This is a genomic window from Pengzhenrongella sp., from assembly GCF_036565025.1.
GTDB lineage: Bacteria > Actinomycetota > Actinomycetes > Actinomycetales > Cellulomonadaceae > Pengzhenrongella.
In genome coordinates, this window is the sequence record NZ_DATCNW010000211.1 from 1 (window position 1) to 18531 (window position 18531).

20 protein-coding genes are annotated in these 18531 nt (G+C 70.9%); 6 read left to right on the forward strand and 14 right to left on the reverse strand.

The window, feature by feature from the left end; genetic code table 11:
- From VIM26_RS12120 to VIM26_RS12140, 5 genes are all read right to left on the reverse strand, one after another.
- The coding region (locus tag VIM26_RS12120) for an ABC transporter ATP-binding protein (protein ID WP_331951492.1) at window positions 1–1231 on the reverse strand (1231 nt) is incomplete at its 3' end.
- The gene (locus VIM26_RS12125) at window positions 1228–2352 is read right to left on the reverse strand and encodes a glutamate--cysteine ligase (RefSeq protein ID WP_331951494.1); all 1125 of its coding nucleotides are present in this window, start codon (window positions 2350–2352) and stop codon (window positions 1228–1230) included. The genes VIM26_RS12125 and VIM26_RS12120, both read right to left, overlap by 4 nt.
- Before the next feature lie 82 nt (window positions 2353–2434).
- On the reverse strand, window positions 2435–2923 hold the full coding sequence (locus VIM26_RS12130; RefSeq protein WP_331951496.1) for a heme-degrading domain-containing protein: 489 nt from the start codon (window positions 2921–2923) through the stop codon (window positions 2435–2437).
- 10 nt (window positions 2924–2933) lie between these two features.
- A complete protein-coding gene (locus VIM26_RS12135) occupies window positions 2934–3623 on the reverse strand; it encodes an anaerobic ribonucleoside-triphosphate reductase activating protein (protein WP_331951498.1) in 690 nt (229 codons plus the stop codon).
- Window positions 3620–5713 (reverse strand): ribonucleoside triphosphate reductase, encoded by a 2094-nt coding sequence (locus tag VIM26_RS12140; RefSeq protein WP_331951500.1) that lies wholly within the window; start codon window positions 5711–5713, stop codon window positions 3620–3622. The genes VIM26_RS12135 and VIM26_RS12140 overlap by 4 nt, the downstream gene beginning before the upstream one ends.
- 371 nt (window positions 5714–6084) lie before the next feature.
- Between VIM26_RS12140 and VIM26_RS12145 the strand changes: the two genes are divergently transcribed.
- Window positions 6085–6891 carry an HAD family hydrolase gene (locus VIM26_RS12145; RefSeq protein WP_331951502.1) on the forward strand — a complete coding sequence of 269 codons (807 nt, stop codon included), beginning with the start codon at window positions 6085–6087 and terminating at the stop codon, window positions 6889–6891.
- A 69-nt stretch (window positions 6892–6960) separates the two neighbouring features.
- Here VIM26_RS12145 and VIM26_RS12150 read toward each other — a convergent pair whose 3' ends face one another.
- Window positions 6961–7890, reverse strand: a complete 930-nt coding sequence (locus VIM26_RS12150; RefSeq protein ID WP_331951504.1) for a tyrosine-type recombinase/integrase — start codon at window positions 7888–7890, stop codon at window positions 6961–6963.
- A 573-nt stretch (window positions 7891–8463) separates the two neighbouring features.
- Window positions 8464–9195, reverse strand: a complete 732-nt coding sequence (locus VIM26_RS12155) for a class I SAM-dependent methyltransferase (RefSeq protein WP_331951506.1) — start codon at window positions 9193–9195, stop codon at window positions 8464–8466.
- A 51-nt stretch (window positions 9196–9246) separates the two neighbouring features.
- Between VIM26_RS12155 and VIM26_RS12160 the strand changes: the two genes are divergently transcribed.
- Together VIM26_RS12160 and VIM26_RS12165 are read left to right on the forward strand one after the other, a co-directional pair.
- A complete protein-coding gene (locus tag VIM26_RS12160) occupies window positions 9247–9855 on the forward strand; it encodes a hypothetical protein (protein WP_331951508.1) in 609 nt (202 codons plus the stop codon).
- A 184-nt stretch (window positions 9856–10039) separates the two neighbouring features.
- Complete coding sequence (locus VIM26_RS12165; RefSeq protein ID WP_331951509.1) at window positions 10040–10378, forward strand: Imm40 family immunity protein; 339 nt, start codon at window positions 10040–10042, stop codon at window positions 10376–10378.
- A 52-nt stretch (window positions 10379–10430) separates the two neighbouring features.
- Here VIM26_RS12165 and VIM26_RS12170 read toward each other — a convergent pair whose 3' ends face one another.
- The 4 genes from VIM26_RS12170 to VIM26_RS12185 form a co-directional block, all read right to left on the reverse strand.
- Window positions 10431–11111, reverse strand: coding sequence for an HAD family hydrolase (locus VIM26_RS12170; protein ID WP_331951510.1), 681 nt, complete (start codon window positions 11109–11111; stop codon window positions 10431–10433).
- An 81-nt stretch (window positions 11112–11192) separates the two neighbouring features.
- Window positions 11193–12533 (reverse strand): helix-turn-helix domain-containing protein, encoded by a 1341-nt coding sequence (locus VIM26_RS12175; protein WP_331951511.1) that lies wholly within the window; start codon window positions 12531–12533, stop codon window positions 11193–11195.
- Window positions 12534–12786: 253 nt separating this feature from the next.
- Window positions 12787–13503 carry a hypothetical protein gene (locus VIM26_RS12180; RefSeq protein WP_331951513.1) on the reverse strand — a complete coding sequence of 239 codons (717 nt, stop codon included), beginning with the start codon at window positions 13501–13503 and terminating at the stop codon, window positions 12787–12789.
- A gap of 103 nt (window positions 13504–13606) precedes the next feature.
- Window positions 13607–14503 (reverse strand): helix-turn-helix transcriptional regulator, encoded by an 897-nt coding sequence (locus VIM26_RS12185; protein ID WP_331951515.1) that lies wholly within the window; start codon window positions 14501–14503, stop codon window positions 13607–13609.
- A gap of 101 nt (window positions 14504–14604) precedes the next feature.
- Here VIM26_RS12185 and VIM26_RS12190 point away from each other — a divergent pair, with 101 nt between their 5' ends.
- Window positions 14605–16062, forward strand: a complete 1458-nt coding sequence (locus VIM26_RS12190) for an MFS transporter (protein ID WP_331951517.1) — start codon at window positions 14605–14607, stop codon at window positions 16060–16062.
- Here VIM26_RS12190 and VIM26_RS12195 read toward each other — a convergent pair.
- Both VIM26_RS12195 and VIM26_RS12200 read right to left on the reverse strand, forming a co-directional pair.
- Entirely contained in the window at window positions 16059–16460 is a 402-nt protein-coding gene (locus tag VIM26_RS12195) for a type II toxin-antitoxin system VapC family toxin (RefSeq protein ID WP_331951519.1), read from the reverse strand. The two genes, VIM26_RS12190 and VIM26_RS12195, sit on opposite strands and share 4 nt — an antisense overlap.
- A complete protein-coding gene (locus tag VIM26_RS12200) occupies window positions 16457–16693 on the reverse strand; it encodes a FitA-like ribbon-helix-helix domain-containing protein (protein ID WP_331951521.1) in 237 nt (78 codons plus the stop codon). The genes VIM26_RS12195 and VIM26_RS12200 overlap by 4 nt, the downstream gene beginning before the upstream one ends.
- A 112-nt stretch (window positions 16694–16805) precedes the next feature.
- On the opposite strand from VIM26_RS12200, the gene VIM26_RS12205 reads away from it, so the two are divergent.
- Window positions 16806–17054, forward strand: coding sequence for a hypothetical protein (locus VIM26_RS12205; RefSeq protein WP_331951523.1), 249 nt, complete (start codon window positions 16806–16808; stop codon window positions 17052–17054).
- Window positions 17055–17199: 145 nt separating this feature from the next.
- Window positions 17200–17805, forward strand: coding sequence for a PilZ domain-containing protein (locus tag VIM26_RS12210; protein WP_331951525.1), 606 nt, complete (start codon window positions 17200–17202; stop codon window positions 17803–17805).
- A gap of 19 nt (window positions 17806–17824) precedes the next feature.
- Here VIM26_RS12210 and VIM26_RS12215 read toward each other — a convergent pair.
- Window positions 17825–18531 (reverse strand): MBL fold metallo-hydrolase (locus VIM26_RS12215; RefSeq protein WP_331951526.1); only part of this gene is annotated, 707 nt, incomplete at its 5' end.

Genomic DNA, 18531 nt, shown 5'->3' on the forward strand with positions numbered 1-18531 from the left:
CCGGCCGGCCGCCCATCCCGCCGGCGCCCGTCGGCGGGATCCCGAGCCGGGCGCCCATCCCGTGCCCGCCACCACCACCGCGGACGGGTCCGGGGACCGGCGCGGGGGCGCGCAGCTCCGGGGGAGGCGGGTAGGTGAACGACACCCCGTCGAGCTCGACGCGACCGCGGACCTGCCGCGGGTCCAGCGCGATCGCCCCGGGCCGGTCGGTGATCGCGGGCGAGAGGTCCAGGTACTCGAAGATCCGGCGGAACAACGCCAGGGACGTCTGGACGTCGAGCGCGACGCGCATCAGCGAGAGCATCGGCCAGAGCAGGCGGGCCTGCAGCGTGGAGAACGCGACGAGCGTGCCCGCCGAGATCACCCCACCGCCCACCCCGCCGGTCATCATGTAGCCGGCGACCAGGTAGACCAGCGCGGGCGTGATCGCCATGAACGCGGACACGACGCCGAAGAAGCCCTGCCCGGCCATCGCCTGGCGCACCTGGAGGTCCACCTGGCGGTCGTTCTCCTCGCCGTACCGGGCGACCTCCGCCTCGCCCCGGTTGAAGATCTTCGACAGCAGCACGCCCGAGACGCTCAGCGCCTCCTGGGTGATCGCGGTCATGTCCGCGAGCGACTCCTGGGTGGCGCGCGCCAGCCGCTGGCGGCGGGCACCGACCCGGCGCTGCAGCACGATGAACAGGGGCATCAGGACCAGCGCCACGGCGGTCAGCTGCCAGCTCAGCAGCACCATCGCGGCGATCGAGGCGATCACGGTGACCGAGCTGGCCAGGATGGACGACGCCGTCGTGGTCAGCACCGAGCCGACGCCGCCGACGTCGTTCGCGAGCCGCGACTGGATCGAGCCGGTCTTGGTGGCCGTGAAGAAGGCGAGCTCCATGCGCTCGAGGTGCTCGAACAGCTTCGCTCGCAGGTCGGCCATCGCGAGGTTGCCGACCTTGGTCGTCAGGAACGTCTGGCCGACCCCGATCGCCGAGCTGAGCAGTGGGATCGCGATCATCGCGGCGGTCAGCTCGAGCAGCAGCGGGAGGTTCACCCCGGTGTGGCCCGTGAAGCCGAGCGCGTCGTCGAACACCCGGCGGGTCAGGAACGGCGTGACGATCCCCAGCAGCGAGCTGACCAGGATCGCGACGGCGACCAGCACCAGCCGTCCGCGGTACGGCGTGAGCAGCGCGCCGATCCGGCGTAACAGCGCGGGGGAGGCCGCGACCTCGGGAACCTCGTTCACGCAAGGGTCCGTTCGACGGCGTTGCGCACGACCGCACCGGTGTCCGCGCCGACGGCGCGCCACGCCCGCTGCTGGTCCGCGCCGGTGCCGCGCGCGAGCACGATCCCGAGCTGCGTGCGCACCCACTCGAGGTCGCCGGACCGCTCCAGGGCGTCCGAGATGTGTGCGAGCAGCTCGCCGACCACCTCGGCCGCGGGCAGCGGCCCGCCCTTGGTCGGGCTGATCAGGTCGCCGCGGATCCCGGAGCGGGCCGCGCGCCACATCGCGATGCGCTGCTGCTCGGTCCGGGGCTGGACCTGCCAGTTCCCGCCGCCCCGCTCCGCGATCGCCGTCTCGGCGAGGCCGCGCACCAGGGCGGCCTGCAGCACGGCGTCCTCGACCTCGAGGCAGACGTCCGCGACGCGGACCTCGACGGTCGGGTAGCTCGGGGACAGGCGCGCGCTGAAGTAGATCATCTTCTCGTCGAGGATCGTGCCGCTGTGCACGAGCTCGTCGACGATCCGGTGGTAGGTCGTGGCGTCACCGAACGGCGGTGCCGCGCCGGCGGTCGGCCACCGGTTCCAGACCTGGGAGCGGAAGCTCGCGTAGCCGGTGTCGGCGCCCTGCCAGAACGGGGAGTTCGCGCTCAGCGCGAGCAGGGTCGGGGTCCAGGGGCGCAGGTGGTCCAGGACGAGGACGCCCTCGTCGTCGTCGGCGACCTGCACGTGGACGTGGCAGCCGCAGGTGAGCTGCTCGCGGGCGGTCTGCCCGAACGCCTCGTTGATCCGACGTGAGCGGCGATCCCGGCTGATGGTCGAGGTGATGACGCCGGGGGTGGTGGCGAGCGCTGCGATGTGCGCACCCGCGTGCCGGGCCGAGGCGTCCGCGCGGGCCCGTCCGGCGCGGATCTCGTTCGTCAGGGCGGCGAGGTCCGCGCAGGGGTGCGTGGACGTCTCGATCTGCTCCTGCTTGAGTTCCTTGACCAGCACGCCGCCGGGCGGCTGCGCGACGCCCATCGCCGGGCTCGGTTCGGGCTCGAGCGACGCCGCGTGCTGCAGCACGGCGGGCGCGACCGAGCGAGGCGTCCCGTCGGGCGCAACCAGCATGAACTCTTCCTCCACACCGAGCGTTCGCACACTCACAGTCTGCCCAACGCATCTCGCAAGCGCGCCTGTTCCGCCGAGGGCGTTCCTTCCGCTGTTGGCGATCAGGCGCTCTCGGCGGTCAGGCCAGGAAGCTGCGCAGCGCCTCGACGACCAGCGCGTGGTCGTCGGCCTGCGCGAGGCCGGAGACGGTCACCGCGCCGACGACGCCGACGTCGGCGATCCGGACCGGGAACGAGCCGCCGTGGGCGGCGTACTGCTGCAGCGGCAGGTCGTGCGCGGCCGCGAACGTCGTCCCCTTGGCCTTCGCGCGCAGGCCGACCAGGTACGACGACGCCCCGAACCGCTCCACGACGCGGACCTTGCGCTCCACCCAGGTGTCGTTGTCGGGCGTCGTGCCGGAGAGCGCGGCGTGAAACAGCTGCTGGGTTCCCCGGCGCACGTCGATCACGACCGGCAGGTCCCGCTCGCGTGCGAGCTCGACGAGCACGCAGCCCAGGCGCCAGGCGTCGTCGTTGTCGAACCGCGTGAAGACCAGGGCACGTTCCTGCCCCTCGAGGGTCGCGATGGTGCCGAGGAGGGCCGGATCGGTGGTGGTGGCGGTGCTCATGAGGCCGATTCTAGGCGAGTGCGTAGACGCTGTCGGCGATGCCCGCCATCGCTCGCAGCGCGGTGAGGCGCGCGGTGAACTCCGGGCTCGTGCCCTCGATACGCACCTCCTGCAGGACGTGCTCCCGGACACCCAGGTCGCGCAGGGTGGCGGTGAGGTCCGTGACGTCGTCGGGCGACATGATCGTCGGATCCACCGTGGTGCGCACCTGCAGGTCAACGCCCGAGTCGAGGACGACGCGCAGGCAGGCGAACGCCTTCGCGGCGCCGGACGCGACGCCGGTCACCGCCGCATAGAGGTGTTCGGGCGCCTTGATGTCGAGGCCGACCCAGTCGCACAGCGGGAGGACCTCCGCGAAGCGGTTCGGGTACGGGCCCGCGGTGTGCAGGCCCACCCCGAAGCCCAGGTCGCGAACCTCGCGCATCGCGGCGGCGAGCCCGGCCTGCCGGGTGGGCTCGCCGCCGGAGAACACGACGCCGTCGAGCAGGCCGGAGCGCCTCGCGAGCAGGTCGCGGACCTGCTGCCAGCAGACGGTGCCCGGCGCGCGCGGGTCCAGCAGGTCGGGGTTGTGGCAGTACGTGCACGCCAGGGGGCAGCCCTGGAGGAACACGGTCGCCACGAGCTTGCCCGGCCAGTCGCAGGTGGACAGCCGGGTCAGCCCCGCGATCTGCAGGTCGTCCGCGCGCGCCGGGATGCTCATCGCGCCATCGCCGACTCCTGGTAGTGGATCCGCTCGGCGTGCTCGCCCTTCTTGCCGATGTTGAACGAGCTCACCGGGCGGAAGTAGCCCATCACCCGGGTCCACACCTCGCACGGCCCGCCGCAGGTGGTGCACTCGCGGTGCTCACCGGCCAGGTAGCCATGCTCCGGGCAGATCGAGAAAGTGGGCGTGACCGTGATGTACGGCAGGTGATGGGTGGACAGCGACCGCTTGACGAGCTCGCGGCATGCAGCGGCCGAGGAGAGCTTCTCCGACATGTACAGGTGCAGCACGGTGCCGCCGGTGTACTTCTTCTGCAGCTCGTCCTGGAGGTCCAGCGCCTCGAACGGGTCGTCGGTGAAGCCGACCGGGAGCTGGGAGGAGTTGGTGTAGTACGGGTTCGCGTCGGTGCCGGCCTGCAGGATCTGCGGGAATCGCTTGCGGTCCTCCTTCGCGAACCGGTACGTGGTGCCCTCCGCGGGGGTGGCCTCGAGGTTGTACATGTTCCCGGTGGCCTCCTGGAACTCGACCATCCGGGTCCGCACGTGGTCGAGCAGCCGGATGGCGATCGCGTGGCCCTCGGGAGACGTGATGTCGTGGGTGTCGCCGGTGAGGTTGCGGATCATCTCGTTGACGCCGTTCACCCCGATCGTGGAGAAGTGGTTGCGCAGCCCGGCGCCCAGGTACCGCTTGGTGTACGGGAACAGCCCCTCGTCGATGAGGCGGTCGATGACCTTGCGCTTCATCTCCAGGGCGTCCTTGGCGAGGTCCAGCAACCGGTCGAGGTCGCGCAGGGCCCCGGCCTCGTCGCCCGCGTTCGTGAAGCCGAGCCGCGCGCAGTTGATCGTCACCACGCCGAGGGAACCGGTCTGCTCGGCCGACCCGAACAGGCCGTTGCCGCGCTTGAGCAGCTCGCGCATGTCGAGCTGGAGGCGGCAGCACATCGACCGGATCTCGTTCGGCTTGAGCTCGGAGTTGATGAAGTTCTGGAAGTACGGCGTGCCGTACTTCGCCGTCATCTCGAACAGGCGGTCCGCGTTCTCGGACTCCCAGTCGAACTCCTTGGTGATGTTGTACGTGGGGATCGGGAACGTGAAGACCCGCCCCGACGCGTCGCCCTTGGTCATGATCTCGATGTACGCCCGGTTGATTTGTCCCATCTCCGCGGCGCAGTCGCCGTAGGTGAAGTCCTGCTCGACGCCGTCGATCACCGGGACCTGCTCGAGCAGGTCCTCGGGGCAGACCCAGTCGAAGGTCAGGTTGGTGAACGGCGTCTGGGTGCCCCACCGCGAGGGCACGTTGAGGTTGTAGATGAGCTCCTGGATGCCCTGGAGCACCTCGGGGTAGGAGAGCTTGTCGATCCGCACGAACGGGGCCATGTAGGTGTCGAACGAGCTGAACGCCTGCGCGCCGGCCCACTCGTTCTGCATGGTGCCGAGGAAGTTCACGATCTGCCCGACGGCGGACGAGAAGTGCTTCGGCGGGCTCGACTCGACCTTCCCCGGGACGCCGTTCAGGCCCTCCTCGAGCAGCACCCGCAGCGACCAGCCGGCGCAGTACCCGGCGAGCATGTCCAGGTCGTGGATGTGCAGGTCGCCCTCGCGGTGCGCCTTGCCGATCTCGGGGGTGTAGACGTGCGAGAGCCAGTAGTTCGCGATGACCTTGCCGGCGGTGTTCAGGATCAGTCCGCCGAGGGAGTAGCCCTGGTTCGCGTTCGCGTTGACGCGCCAGTCGCTGCGGTCCAGGTACTCGTTGATGGACGAGCCGACCTCCACGACGGTGCGGGTGTCGTCGCGCAGCCGGGCGTGACGTTCGCGGTGCGCGATGTACGCGCGGGCCGTGGCGGTGTGGCCGGCGCCGATCAGCGCCTGCTCGACGACGTCCTGGACATCCTCGACGTGCGGGTACGGGACCTGCTTGTCGGACAGCGTCGCGGTGACGAGCCCGGCCAGCAGGAGCGCCCGCGCGTGGTCGAGCTCTCCGGTCGCACCGCCCGCCCGTTCGAGAGCCGACCGGATGCGACCGGCGTCGAACTCGGCGGTCGCGCCCGAGCGCTTGATGACCCCGGCGGGGGAAGGTTGGTCAGTCATGGTGGGACCTCTTCGTCTCTTCGAGTATCCACCGATTTGCCACTACATGTAGTGGTCCACCGGCGACCGGCAACAAGATGTGCCATTTCTATCGCCGAGCGGCGCCCGGACCTAGGACTTTGGTCCCTCCCGCGAGTGCTGGTGCGGGGGAGGGGCGGCGGGATCTCCCCGAGCGTCGGCGTGTCGGTCCGGGCTGCCGTGGGCGCGACGCGGCGAGCCGGCGTCGGCGCCTGGCTCAGTGCAGCCCTCTGTGCAGCGAATGCGCGCTCTGGGTGCACTTTCGCTGCACAGAGGGCTGCACTGAGAACCGCCCGGACGGCTGCGGGTCACGCACGCGCACCTTGACACGGCGGCAGGGGCGAGGCGGCGGGGTGAAGCTCGACTCGGGCCGGGCCGACGGCGTGTCGCTCAGGCGCCCGGCGACGGGCATCCTGCCCTCGACCTGGGAGGATCACTCGGTGGATGCCTTCGAGCAGGTCCGGCTGGTGCTCTTCGACCTCGACGGAACCCTCGTCGACCACGACGGCACGGCGGCGTCCGCCGTCGAGCACTGGCTCGTGGGGGAGGGCTGGCTCGAACCCGGTGGGGCGGCGGCGTCGGTCGCGCTGTGGGACGAGGTGGCCGAACGGCACTACCCCGCCTGCCAGGCTCGCGAGACGACCTTCCAGGGTCAGCGCCGGCGAAGGCTGCGCGAGTTCCTGCCGTACGTCGGCATCGACCCGAGCGACTGGAGCGAACGGCGGCTCGACGCCACGTTCGAGGGCTATCTGGCGGCGTACGAGGACGCGTGGCGCCCCTACCCGGACGCGCTGGCTTGCCTGCTGGCACTGGGACGCCGCGTGCGGGTCGCGGTCCTGTCCAACGGGGATCAGGCCCAGCAGGAGGACAAGCTTCGCCGGACCGGCCTGTGGGACCACGTCGCGAGCGTGCTCACCTCGGACCTGCTGGGCGTCTCGAAGCCCGACCCGGCCATCTTCGCCCGGGCCTGTGAACGCCTGGACGTTCGGCCCGACGGCGTCGTCTATGTGGGGGACCGGCTCGACCTCGACGCCCGTGCCGCCACCGCCGCGGGCCTGCACGGAATCTGGCTCAACCGGACCGGTGCCCAGGCGGCCGACGACGTGGACACGATCGTCGACCTGCGCGAGCTGACCGGGGCGATCAGTCTCGCCGAGTGAGCCGGAGGGCGGCCGGGTGCAGGTGGATCGGTACCGGCCCTCGTCCGCGCTCGGTATAGGTCTCGTCTCCTATAGGCCGCGTCTCTTGAGGGCCTCGCTGGCTTCCTGGCGGCGCCGGGAGCTGACCTCGGCATAGCCCGAGACGGACCCGAGGCCGTGGTGCCCCAGGTAGTCGGCTGTGACGAGCGGGTCGCCGAGCTCGTCCTGGACGATCGTGCCGGCGGTGTGCCGGAACCGGTGCGGGTGCAGCTTGGTGACGTTGTTCTTGGCGCCGAGGCGGGCGCAGATGGCTTCGGCGCCGCGCACGCTCAGGCGTCGTCCGGGCTGGCCGGGGGAGTAGCTGACGAAGAGTGCGGCGCCGGGGTCGGTGCGGGCGTCGAGGTAGCGGTCGATCTCGGTGCGCGCACGGTCGGTGATCACCACGGTGCGCTCGACGTCGCCCTTGCCCCGGACGATGACGCGACTGGAGTTCCAGTCGGCGCGGTCCAGCCCGAGGGCCTCGGAGATCCGGGCGCCGGTCGAGATCAGGAAGGCCACCAGGGCGCGGTCCCGCCGACCGGCGTCGTCCAGCTCGACGCCGTCGGCGACATCGGCGGTCACCCGGGCCAGCTCGTCGGCGGCCAGCGGTTTGGGTAGCCGCCGGGGGAGCTTGGGCAGGTCGATCGTGACGCCGAGGTCGCCCGGGCTCCACTGCTCGCGGGCGCAGAACTTCAGGAACGAGCGCAGCGCGACGAGGCGACGGTGCCGGGTCGATGCGGACAGCGGAGCCGTGCGGCCGGGCCCGCGGGCGAGGTCGGACTGGAAAGCGCGGAGCAGCTCGCGATCGACCTGGCCGAGCACGGTCACGTCGAGGCCGGCGGCGTAGCCGACGAACATGCCGAGGTCTTGCTTGTAGGCGCGCACCGTGTTGGGGCTACGAGCCTTGTCCAGGGCCTGCCAGTCGAGGTATTCCTCGACGGCCTGCACCAGCGGGATCCCACCATCGAGCGTCTCTGTCATAGTACAAGTGTACTACGGATAATTGGTGTTTAACGCAGTGTGTGGCCCGATAGTGGCTCTGGATTGGTCGCGGCCGTTCTGGCATTCGCCCACAACCCGATGTCACGCACGACGATGTCACGCACGACGTCGCGTCCGGCCGCCTTGGCCGCGCGCCGGCCTGCGCCTGGTCACCGCCGCACATGTCGACACGCAGTTCAGCCGGCGGCACGGCGGCCCAGCTGCGGCTCAACCTGAAAACGTCGGATCTGAGCGAAAACGTCCCGTTCGGGCTGAAACGTCGACAGCTCGACGTCAGCCTGCTCACGTGGACGAACCGGTCCTCTCCAGCCTCCCTGCGTAACGCCGATAAGGGACATTATGACAAACGGACTCTGCGTATTGCATCAGGTGAATCACTTCGCAGGTTCAGTCCTTGAGTGCCCGCCCTCGCTCGTCGCCGAAGCCCTCGGCTACAGCACCAGGTGGCGTTCCTCCACGCCGACAAGGCCGCAGAACCGTGGGCACGCTACGCCGGGCGCTACATCAAGTCTTGATGATCAGCCGCGCTCTCATGAGGAAGCTACTGCGGACTTATGCCTCCGGGTACCAACGCACGCACAGCGCGTCGTGTGTTAGACGCGCAGTTGTCTTCCCGGCCGCCGCGCACGCCCGTTCGACGAGCTGCTCCGTCTCACGAAGTGCTGTGCGGCACTCGTCTTCTGGGAGCAATCGAACGTGCGAGACCGTCGACACGAAACCTCGCCACTGCTGGGGAGTGAGCATCCACGTCCATCGGAAGGCTCGCTGCTCAGCCCGGCCGGTTGAGAGCCCGAGCCGATCCAGCGGGTCCAGATCGTCGGGGGGCGCGAGGGCCGGGTCGAGTCTCAGTGCCCGCCACTCCGAGTCGTGCTGCAAGACAGGGACATGCCAGACACACCCAAGCCAGCCGTCGGGCCGCAGGACTCGAGCAACCTCTGCTGCGGCTTCTGCCTTCGGAAACCAGTGCCACGCGTCCGCGGCTACCACCGCATCGACCGAAGACTCGTCGAGTGGAAGACTGGTGGCCACGGACTCGTGGACCCGCAGGCTTGGGTAACGCGCACTGATCATCCGCAGCATTCGTCCATCGGGCTCAACCACATCCAGTTCTAGGTCGCGCTCCACCAGACGATCAGTCAGCTTTCCCGTTCCGGCGCCGACCTCGACCACGCGCCCTCCGTTCGGCGGAACCAGCCAGTCGACAGCTGCGTCCGGATAAGTCGGACGCCACTCCTCGTACTCGCTAGCCCAGGCTCCGAACGAGGTTGCGCGGGTGGTTGCCATGAAAGCGATCGTGCCATGCGGCATCGAACGAGCCGCCGATACGCTGGCCACGTGAACCACGACGAGGCCGTGCGCCTCTATGGGCCCTGGCGGGCTCGGACGCCGAGCGACGTCGCCGAACTCCTTCGCGGCTACCCGGGCCGCTGGTGGATCGCGGGCGGCTGGGCCATCGAGGAGTTCACCGGCGTCGGTCGTCGTCACGACGACGTCGACCCCAGCATTCCGCGCTCTGACGTCGACCTATTGTGCGATCACCTCAAAGGGACGATGGATGTCTGGTCGGCTGACAGCGGCACCTTCCGGCCTCTTCAACGCGGTGATGATGAACTCTCGACGACGTGCGAGAACCTCTGGCTGCGCCCCGGCGGCGCCGCGCCATGGGAGTACGACGTCATCCTGATGGACACCACGCCCTCGACGCGGACCTTCAAGCGCGACGCACGGATCAGCCGGCCTCTCGACGAGATCCTGTGGACCCGCGACGGCATCGACTACTTACGTCCCGAGGTGCAACTCCTGCACAAGGCCCGCGGCCTACGCCCGAAGGATCAGGCCGACTTTGAGGCGTGTCTCCCCAAGCTCAGCGACCCTGCCCGGTCGTGGCTCGCCGACGCGCTGGCCGTCGCCCACCCGAGCCACCCGTGGCTTGGCTGGCTCTGAGCCTCGCGGAGCTGTTCCAGGTCGAGGTCACCCTGAATACGCTCAACCTTGATACACAGGGTGTCCAGTACTGGCGAGGATCGCATCTGACGGCCCACTCGCGCTCCCCTGATCGCCAGTGTCTACCGCTGGATCGTCGATCAGACTGGCTACATCAACCACCGGCTCTTCGAGAGGTAGACCTGTGGACCGTCAACACGCACTGTTCGAGGATCTACCTGTCGATCTCCAACAGCGCGCCGTCGACCTGCACGAGAGCGGTGTCGCTGAGATCGCCTACCGCGTTGCTGATGCAGATGCTGTGCTCCGAACGATCGCTGATCGCGCGTGGGCCCTTCTTGGTGGCGACCTTTGGGAGCTCACGGCACAGGGGCCAAAGCCGACAGGTGACAACTGGTACGTGGACGAGCAGAAATCCGAGTCTGACGAGGCCTTCGCGAGCAGGGGCCAGGCGGCCGCACGCTTGTTCGTTCGCCGGGCTGGATCCAGCCCCGACTACCTGTTGACATTCGTCTTGCGCTGATGCCCAACGTCCCGCGTCTTGGACGATGGCCGACGACGGCAGTGCACGGCGTCTACGCCAAGGTTGTCGCCTTGCGCAGGTGCGGCAACAAGTCCGTCAGTGACGTGACGACGTAGGTGGGCGCGACCTCCGGCCGCGGTCGGCCGAAGCGGTCGATGTAGGCGGTGTCGATACCCAACGCCTGCGCCCCGGCGATGTCGGAGGAAGCAGAGTCGCCCACGTGCAACACCTCGCGGGCGGCGAGTCCGAGATGGGCAAGGGCGAGCTCGAACGGCTCGGCACGCGGTTTGTACGCCCGGGCGTCCTCACTGGTCACGACCCCGTCCACGACGATGCCGTGCAGCGCCAGAACCGCGGCCAGGTCGCCGCGGTCGGCGTCGGAGACCAGGCACACCGGCATCCCGACCTCGCGCAGGAACCGCAGGCTGTCCGGGAACAACGGGGCACTCCCCCAGAACGCCATCTGCTCGCGGCACAGTTCCGCAGCGTCCACGCGCACCCCGAAGTGCACGGCCGTCTGCACAAGACTGCTCAGGTTCAGGTCCGCCAGGGTGCGGAACCTCGCGCCATGAGCCAGGTCCGCCGCCCGGTAGCAGCGCAGGTACCACTCCCGCTCGACCGCGACAGGGTCGGCTCCGGCCAGCTCGGCGACCTTCGCGCAGACCTGCCCCCACGGCGCGTCGTCGTCGTGCACGAGCGTGCCGTACACGTCCAGAAGGATCGCCCGGTACACCCGCCGGAGCCTAACCGCCCCGTTCCGCCTCGCCACCGCTCCCCCGGCCTCGCGGCCCGGCCGCTGCGGCCGGGGCGGCCACTAGTCCTCCCGGCGGTCCGTGCCGTAGCTGGCCCGCTGGAGCATCCGCGCGTCCGACGGCGTCTCGCTCGGGTCGTTGCGGGCGACCACCCGGGCAACGGTGGATCGGGAGATGCCGAGCTTGATCGCGATGGCGCGCTGCGAGAGCCCCTGAGTCGCAAGATCGAGAACGGTCGTGACCTTGCTCGCGGCGTCGTCCGCGGGGACGCCCGGCTCCGGGATCGCCGGGGCGGCCTGCGCGTCATCCCGGCCGAGGCCGAGGTCCAGGCCGCGGCTCAGGTCCTTGGCCCGCTCGGCCCAGCTCGTGAGGCCGCCGGCGTAGGCGCGCTCGGCGAGGCCGGTGGAATGCTCCCCCACCGGCCGAGCCGGCTCGGTCGCGGTGACCAGACTCCGCCCGTCATCGTGCCCAGCGGTCGGCGCGCCGGCGGCCGGCACGCTCGCTTCGGGCGCGTCAGGGTGCGGCGCGGAGCCCAGCTCTCGCCGGGCTTCCTCGTCCACCGGCTGGCTCGGCGCCGCACCGAGGAGCCCTTTCGCCTGTTGTGCGTCCTCCTGGCCCGAAGCGACGGCCGCCCGAGCCTCGAGACCGCCGACGATGGTCGCCGCCGGGAGCACATCGACGACACCGACCGCAGCCAGCCACGTCGGGAGATCGGCGGCACCCGGCTGCACCGTGCGCAGGACCGCGACGTGCGCACGGTCCAGGCGGCGGCGGGCTCGGCGTACCCGCGAGGCCTGCCACCGGTCCTGCGGAGCCGTGGCGTCGCCCTCGATACGACGGACGGCCAGGGCCGCCCGAGCGACGCTCAGCAGGCGCCGGTCCCGGCGCAGCTCGACGAGCGTGCGCTCGGCGTGCTCGCGGCGGGCGGCGGTCAGCACCCGCTCCCAGAGCCAGGCGGCGACCAGCGGCGCGGCAACGCGCACACCAGCGGCGAGCAGCGACGGCGGGTCGAACTCCCAGATGCGTGCCCCACCCGGAGCGACGCCGACGAACTCGTGCGTCGCTGCCAGGGTCCCCGACACGATCGAGACCGCCCACACCGCGGCGGCATCCGCACCCCCGGGACGACCGGCCAGCGCGGAGGCCCGCGCGAGGAGCGCCGAGCTGACCAGCGCGAGCTCGAGGAACCCGGCCAGCGCGATGGCGACGATGAGCGGGAATCCGAGCACGTCCATGGCCAGCGTCGCCATGCCCTGCGCGGCCAGGACGGTCGGCACGACCGCGGCGAGCGAGGCGACGACCGTCGCCTGACGACGAGCCCGGCGGGCAGCCTCAGGGTTGGCCAGCGGCAGCATGGGCTCGTCGGGTTCGGAAAAGTCCGGGGCGGACGGCGGATAGGGCATGCGGGGTTCTCCCTCGGGGTGCGGGACGCTCATCAGGCGACTGCCTGCGAGCGGACAGGGGCAAGGCGCCGATGGCAACGGGCTGCGGTGATGCGGTCGGTGACGTGTGCCACCGTGATCGGGGGTGCGAAAGTCCCGCGACGGGGCGAGTTCTGGGCGAGTATCGACACAGAGGGAATCTCCAGTAGACGTGGTGCTTCCTTCGCCCCGGCGGTGGTGATGCACCGTCGGGGCACTGTTTTCTCTCGGCGGACTACCGCCCGATCAAGCTCGGCTCCGGCCGGGCGTCGAGTCGTGCCCGGATGGCGTCTCTGTCGCTGCGCACGTCCACCAGCTGCTCGCGCAGGCCTGCGGCAACCGCGGCCGCCGCCTCGAGGCGGACCGCCTGCGCCTCGCGCGCCGCGGCGAGCGACACCTCGGCCGCGTGCCGCGCGGTCCGTTCGGACTGCAGGTCACGGCGCGCTTCGTCGCGAGCCTCGTGCAGCTGCGCGGCCTCGATCGAGTGGTCCGCGCGGGCCTGCACGAGCTCCTCGACCGCCGCCTGGGTGGCCTCCCATGCCTCGGCGGCGGCCACGGTCGCCTCCCCCAGCTCGAGGTTTGCGCTCTCGTGGTCGTGCCGTGCCCGGCTCAGCTCGGCGCGCGCAGCGGCGGCCTGGGCCTGCGCGTCTGCGACCTGGCGGGCGACGGCGGCGCGGGTGGTCTCGAGTCGCTCGTCGAGCTCTGCGGGGTCCGTCAGTGCGGCGACCGCAGCCTCGATCCGCTGCGCCAGTGCGGCCAGCGCCGGCACCGCGGTCGCCAGCACGCCGGTCGCCTCCGGCAGCAGGGCCGCATCGCCGTGTGCCGTGGGCGGCTCGATGCGGTCCGCGCGCCGCCGGTCCCGCCAGGCTTTCGCGCGCGCGGCTGCATCGATGTACTCCTTCGGTCGACCGCCGGCCCGCGCGGTGCCCCCCTGCCCCGTGTGGTTGCTCACGCGGTGACTCTAGCCGACCATACGTTCGAATTAATCGTTCGCATGAAACGTATGTAGCGAACGTTTGTCCTGGTCAGGTCCACAGCCCGCGCTCGGGCGCGGATTACCGGTGGACGAGCTCGGCCACGTCCGCGCGAGCCGCGGAATCGACCGGAGCGGCGGCGAGGAGCGTCAGCGACGCCCGGGTCGCCTCGTCGGCCGGGGTGTAGACGGTCATCCGGGTGCCGATGCGCTGGTCGAGCCACAGGTGCGTGAAGTCGAGCCGAAGCAGGCCGAACTGGGCGTGCAGAAAGCGCTTGCAGCCGGTCTCCGGACCGAGCACCTCGTGCCGCTCCCAGAGCGCCGCAAACTCGGGCGAGGCATCGAGCAGTCGCTTGAGCAGGTCCTTCCAGGCCGGCTCGGCGACGTGCTCGGCCATCGCGCCGCGGAACTGCGCGACGAGGCGCGGCACGGCGGTCTCCCAGTCGGGCATCGAGGACCGCCAGACCGGATGGGTGAAGACCAGCCACAGAATGTTGCGCTCCTCGACGGGCAGCTGCGCGAGCACCGGGAAGATCCGCTCGTAGGCGTCGTTGTACGCGAGCAGGTCGCGACGGGCATTCATCACGACGGCGGGCGCCGACCCGAGCTGTGCCAGCACGGCCAGCACACCGTCGGGCACCGTTCGGTGGGTCGCGGTCGAGCCGCCGGCGCCGGCGCCGGCGAGGGCCAGCAGGTGAGCTCGCTCGTGCCGGTCGAAGCGCAACGTGCGCGCGAGCGCCTCGAGCACCTGGACCGAGACGTTGATGTCCCGGCCCTGCTCGAGCCAGGTGTACCAGGTGACCCCGACCCCGGCGAGCTGCGCCACCTCCTCGCGGCGCAGCCCGGGGGTGCGACGCCGTCCGAAGGTCGCCAGGCCGACGTCGTCCGGGTGCAGCCGCTCGCGACGCGAACGCAGGAACGACGCGAGCTCGCGACGACGCAGCGCGTCCGGGTCGAGGCGGGCAGCGGTTACGGTCATCGGAACATGATGCCGCGGAATCGAGCCTGGTACCAGGTGCCGCCAGTACCAGGATGAACAGGCTCCTGGTACCACCCTGGACTCGCACCGAGGCTTCTCGCATGACGACGACGATTCAGCGTGCATCCTCCGAGGTCACCATCACCCCCGGCCTGCGGCCCCTCGCCCTGGCCGTGCTCCTGTCGGGGGTCTTCCTCGCCATGACCGACTTCTTCGTGGTCAATGTCGCCCTGGCCGACATCGGCCGGGACCTGTCCGCGAGCACCTCGGCCCTCGAGCTGGTCGTGGCGGGCTACGCCGTGACGTACGCCCTGTTCCTGGTGATCGGCGGCCGCCTCGGCGACGCCGTCGGTCGCCGGCGGATGTTCCTGCTCGGCATGGCCGCGTTCACCGCGACCAGCGCCCTGTGCGGGTTCGCCCCGACGGCAACCACGCTCGTGCTGGCGCGCGTGGCGCAGGGCGCCGCGTCCGCGCTGATGGTCCCGCAGGTGCTCGCGACCCTCCAGGCGACGACCACGGGTCGGGGGCGGGCACGCGCCCTGGCCGCGTTCGGCGCCACCGGCGGCCTGGCGGCGGTCTTCGGCCAACTCGGGGGCGGCCTGCTCGTCGCGGCCGATCTCGCGGGAACCGGCTGGCGCCCGGTCTTCCTGGTCAACGTGCCGATCGGTCTCGTCGCCATGGTGCTGGCCGCCCGGGTGCTGCCGGACACCCGCTCGGACCGGCCCGCGCGCGTCGACCTGCCAGGCACGGCGTTGCTCGGCGCGACGGTGCTCGCCCTGCTCGTCCCGCTCGTCGAGGGGCGCAGCCAGGGCTGGCCGCCCTGGGCCTTCGTCTCGCTCGCGCTGTCCCCGCTGCTGGCCTGGGCCCTGTTCCGGGTCGAGAGCCGGCTCGAACGAGCGGGCGGCGCGCCGCTGCTCGCGCCTTCCCTGGTCCAGCTCCCCGGGATCCGCCGCGGTCTGGGGATCGCGTGGCCGTTCTTCGCCGGCTTCGGCGGCTTCATGTTCGTCTACGCGGAGCTCACCCAGTTCGTGCTGGGCTGGACGGCGCTGCGGGCCGGCCTCGCGCTCGTCCCGATGGGCGCGGCCTTCCTCGTCGGTTCGATCAGTACCGCGTGGCTGGTCGCCCGCTGGGGTCGCACGGTCATCACCGCCGGCGGCGTGCTGCAGGGCCTGGCACTGGTCGTTCTCGCCGTCACCGTCCGATCGGCGGGTGGGGCGCTGACTCCGCTCGACCTCGCCCCCGGGATGCTTCTCGTCGGGGCCGGACAGTCGATGGTGATGAGTCCGCTGATCGGCGTCGTGCTGGCCGACGTGCCGGCGCACGCGGCCGGCGCGGCCGCGGGCCTGTTCGCGACGTTCCAGCAGTCCTCCCTCGCGCTGGGCGTCGCGGTCTTCGGCACGATCTTCCTCGAGCTCCTCCCGAGGTACGGCGAGGGCCGCGCCTACCTGGTCGGTGCCCTCGTCCAGACGGTCGCTGCCGTCGTGGTGGTCGTGCTCAGCCGTCGTCTGCCGGCTCGCGCCAGAACCAGCCAGATGTCGCCCGTCGCCGCCGACGCCTAGCGCGCGGGCGGCAGGAGGAACTCGCAGCGCGGTCCGGCCGCGCGGGACAGCCGCACGTCGAGCGTCGCCAGGCGCGCACCTAGAGTCTCGGCGAGCGCGACGTACCACGCGTCGTACGCCGTGACATTGGCTCGAAGCTCCCATGCCCGGGCGGCGCACAGCCCATAGGGGAAGAGTTCGAGCCGAAGAGCGAGCAGGTCGTCGTGCGCGAGCGACGCGACGTCCGCCGAGACGTCATCGGCCAGCGCCGAGCGTCGCAGGATGTTGGCTACCTCGGCCGGCATCAGGTGCGGAGCGGCCAACGGTCCGGAGAGCAGGATCCGCTCCGCCCACTGGCCGACAGGGCCCGGGTCGATGAGTGCGGCAACGACCACCGAGGAATCGGCGACGACCGTCACGCGCGGTCAGCATCGCGGTGCGCGAGGACCCGGTCCACGTCGACCGCGCCGCCGGTGGAGGCCTTACGCGCGCGGACGCCGGCCATCCAGGACTCGGCGTCCGGCGTGCCGGCGAGCTCGACGAGCCGCGCCCGCAGGTACTCCTGGAGGGAACGACCGGTCAGTGCCGCCCGGGCAGCCAGCTCCTTGGTGGTCTCGTCCGGGACGTTGCGGATCGTGATCGACTTCGCCATGGCAGCATTTTGCTGCTATGCCTGCCATAACGCAAGCACTAGACGTGGCGCGGCGATCGGCCGAAGCGGGCGTCCCGCGGACGGATCGGACATCCGTGGCAAGGTTGCTCGCATGCCCGAACTGATCCCGTCCGATGAGCCCGAGTCGACCGAGCCCGATCAGGACGCTCCGACCTCGGTGCGGGACAGTTGGTGGTGGTCCCCCACCGTCTCGATCATCATCGGCATCGTGATCGTGTCGTTCCAGGCGTCCCCGATCCGGAGCGGCGACGGGTTCTGGCTCAACTGGGTGGTCGCGGGCCTCGGCATCGCGCTGTCGGCGAGCGGCGTCGTGCGGCTGGTGCGCGCGTACCCCCGCTGAGCACCACAGACGCGCAGTCTTCCGCGATCCGCTGATCGGGTGACAATCGTGAAAATTTCTCCCGGTCGCCCCCGTCCGAGCGCGCTCGTCTTGTAACCTGAGTGGTCCGTACTCCGTGCTCGCTCATCTCAGGTGGTGGAAGAGGGTGCTCGAAGGAAGCCCAAGCGTCGTCGTCGTCGGCGACGTCGAGGTAGCGCGTGGTGAGGTCAGCGTCGACGCCGGCCTCTCGCTCAGCATCCGGCTCGACGAGGTTCTCGGCGCCCTGCCCTCCCCCGGGGAGGAAGCCGTCCTGCGCACGTTCGAGACGGTGCGCGGGCGGCGCGAGTACATCGTGACGGTGGAGAAGGCGAACCCGGGGATGATCGTCGTCACCGACCTCGAGCTCATCTCCGCGTTCCAGCAGCGCGCGATCGTGCGCGTGCACACCGACATCCCGGTCACCCTCGTGTACGAGATGACCGGCGAGGAGCTCACCGAGACCGAGATCCCGATCCAGGCGACGATCCTCGATCTGAGCGCCACCGGGTTCCGGCTGCACTGCGCTGTTCCCCTCGACGAGGGCTACAAGTTCGGGTTCCACTTCGCCACCGTCTTCGACGACCTCATCCTCGTCGCCGAGACGCTGCGCCGCGAAGAGGCACCGCGCGGGTACCGCTACGGGTGCCGGTTCGTGGGGACGACCCAGCGCGAGGCGGACTCCCTGCACCGGTTCGTGCTCAGTGAGCAGATCGCCCAGCGCTACCGCGCGTGAGCGCGGTGCCCTGAGTCCCTCAGCGCACCGCGACCTTTTCGCCCTCGGTCGGGCGCCGGTACTCCGCGCCGCCGATGCCGGGTCCGTTGGGCCCGAGCAGGGTGTCGACGAGCGCCAACCCGGCCGCGGAGTAGAACGCGTCGTGGATGGGCAGCACGAGCCGGGGTCCGACCGCGCGGACGTAGTCGATCACCTCGGCGGCCTTCAGCCAGGGTGCTCCGGTCGGCGCGAGCAGCACGTCGACCGGCGTCGCCGGCAGCGTGAACGAGTCACCCGGGTGCAGCACCGCGCCGTCCACCAGGTAGGCGAGGTTCGCGATGCGTGGGATGTCCGCGTGCACGACGGCGTGCAGCCCGCCGAACACCCGGACGGCGAATCCTGCCGCGTCGAACGCGTCGCCGGCGCTCACGGCGTGCACCCGCGTCGCGACCTGCGGCGCGCCGTCGGTCAGAGCCGCGACCACCGCGGCGGGTGCCCACACCTCGAGCGCGGGTGCGTCCGCCAGGGCCTGGCGTAGCGCCGGCAGGGCTACGTGGTCGGCGTGCTGGTGCGTGACCAGCACCGCGTCCGCGCCGTCGACGGCGTCCGGTGCGCTGAACGCCCCCGGGTCGATCACCAGCCGGGAACCGGGCTTCTCGAGTCGGACGCAGGCATGCCCCAGCCGGGAGAGTTCCATACCCGCAGCCTGCCACGACCCGCGCCACGGCACCCGCCGTGGCGCGGGGC

Bases quoted from the DNA above. Each gene is read 5' to 3' on its own strand.
- VIM26_RS12130 (WP_331951496.1), bottom strand. From the start codon at position 2,923: ATGAGCACCGCCACCACCACCGATCCGGCCCTCCTCGGCACCATCGCG.
- VIM26_RS12135 (WP_331951498.1), bottom strand. From the start codon at position 3,623: ATGAGCATCCCGGCGCGCGCGGACGACCTGCAGATCGCGGGGCTGACC.
- VIM26_RS12140 (WP_331951500.1), bottom strand. From the start codon at position 5,713: ATGACTGACCAACCTTCCCCCGCCGGGGTCATCAAGCGCTCGGGCGCG.
- VIM26_RS12150 (WP_331951504.1), bottom strand. From the start codon at position 7,890: ATGACAGAGACGCTCGATGGTGGGATCCCGCTGGTGCAGGCCGTCGAG.
- VIM26_RS12155 (WP_331951506.1), bottom strand. From the start codon at position 9,195: ATGGCAACCACCCGCGCAACCTCGTTCGGAGCCTGGGCTAGCGAGTAC.
- VIM26_RS12175 (WP_331951511.1), bottom strand. From the start codon at position 12,533: ATGCCCTATCCGCCGTCCGCCCCGGACTTTTCCGAACCCGACGAGCCC.
- VIM26_RS12185 (WP_331951515.1), bottom strand. From the start codon at position 14,503: ATGACCGTAACCGCTGCCCGCCTCGACCCGGACGCGCTGCGTCGTCGC.
- VIM26_RS12190 (WP_331951517.1), top strand. From the start codon at position 14,605: ATGACGACGACGATTCAGCGTGCATCCTCCGAGGTCACCATCACCCCC.
- VIM26_RS12200 (WP_331951521.1), bottom strand. From the start codon at position 16,693: ATGGCGAAGTCGATCACGATCCGCAACGTCCCGGACGAGACCACCAAG.
- VIM26_RS12205 (WP_331951523.1), top strand. From the start codon at position 16,806: ATGCCCGAACTGATCCCGTCCGATGAGCCCGAGTCGACCGAGCCCGAT.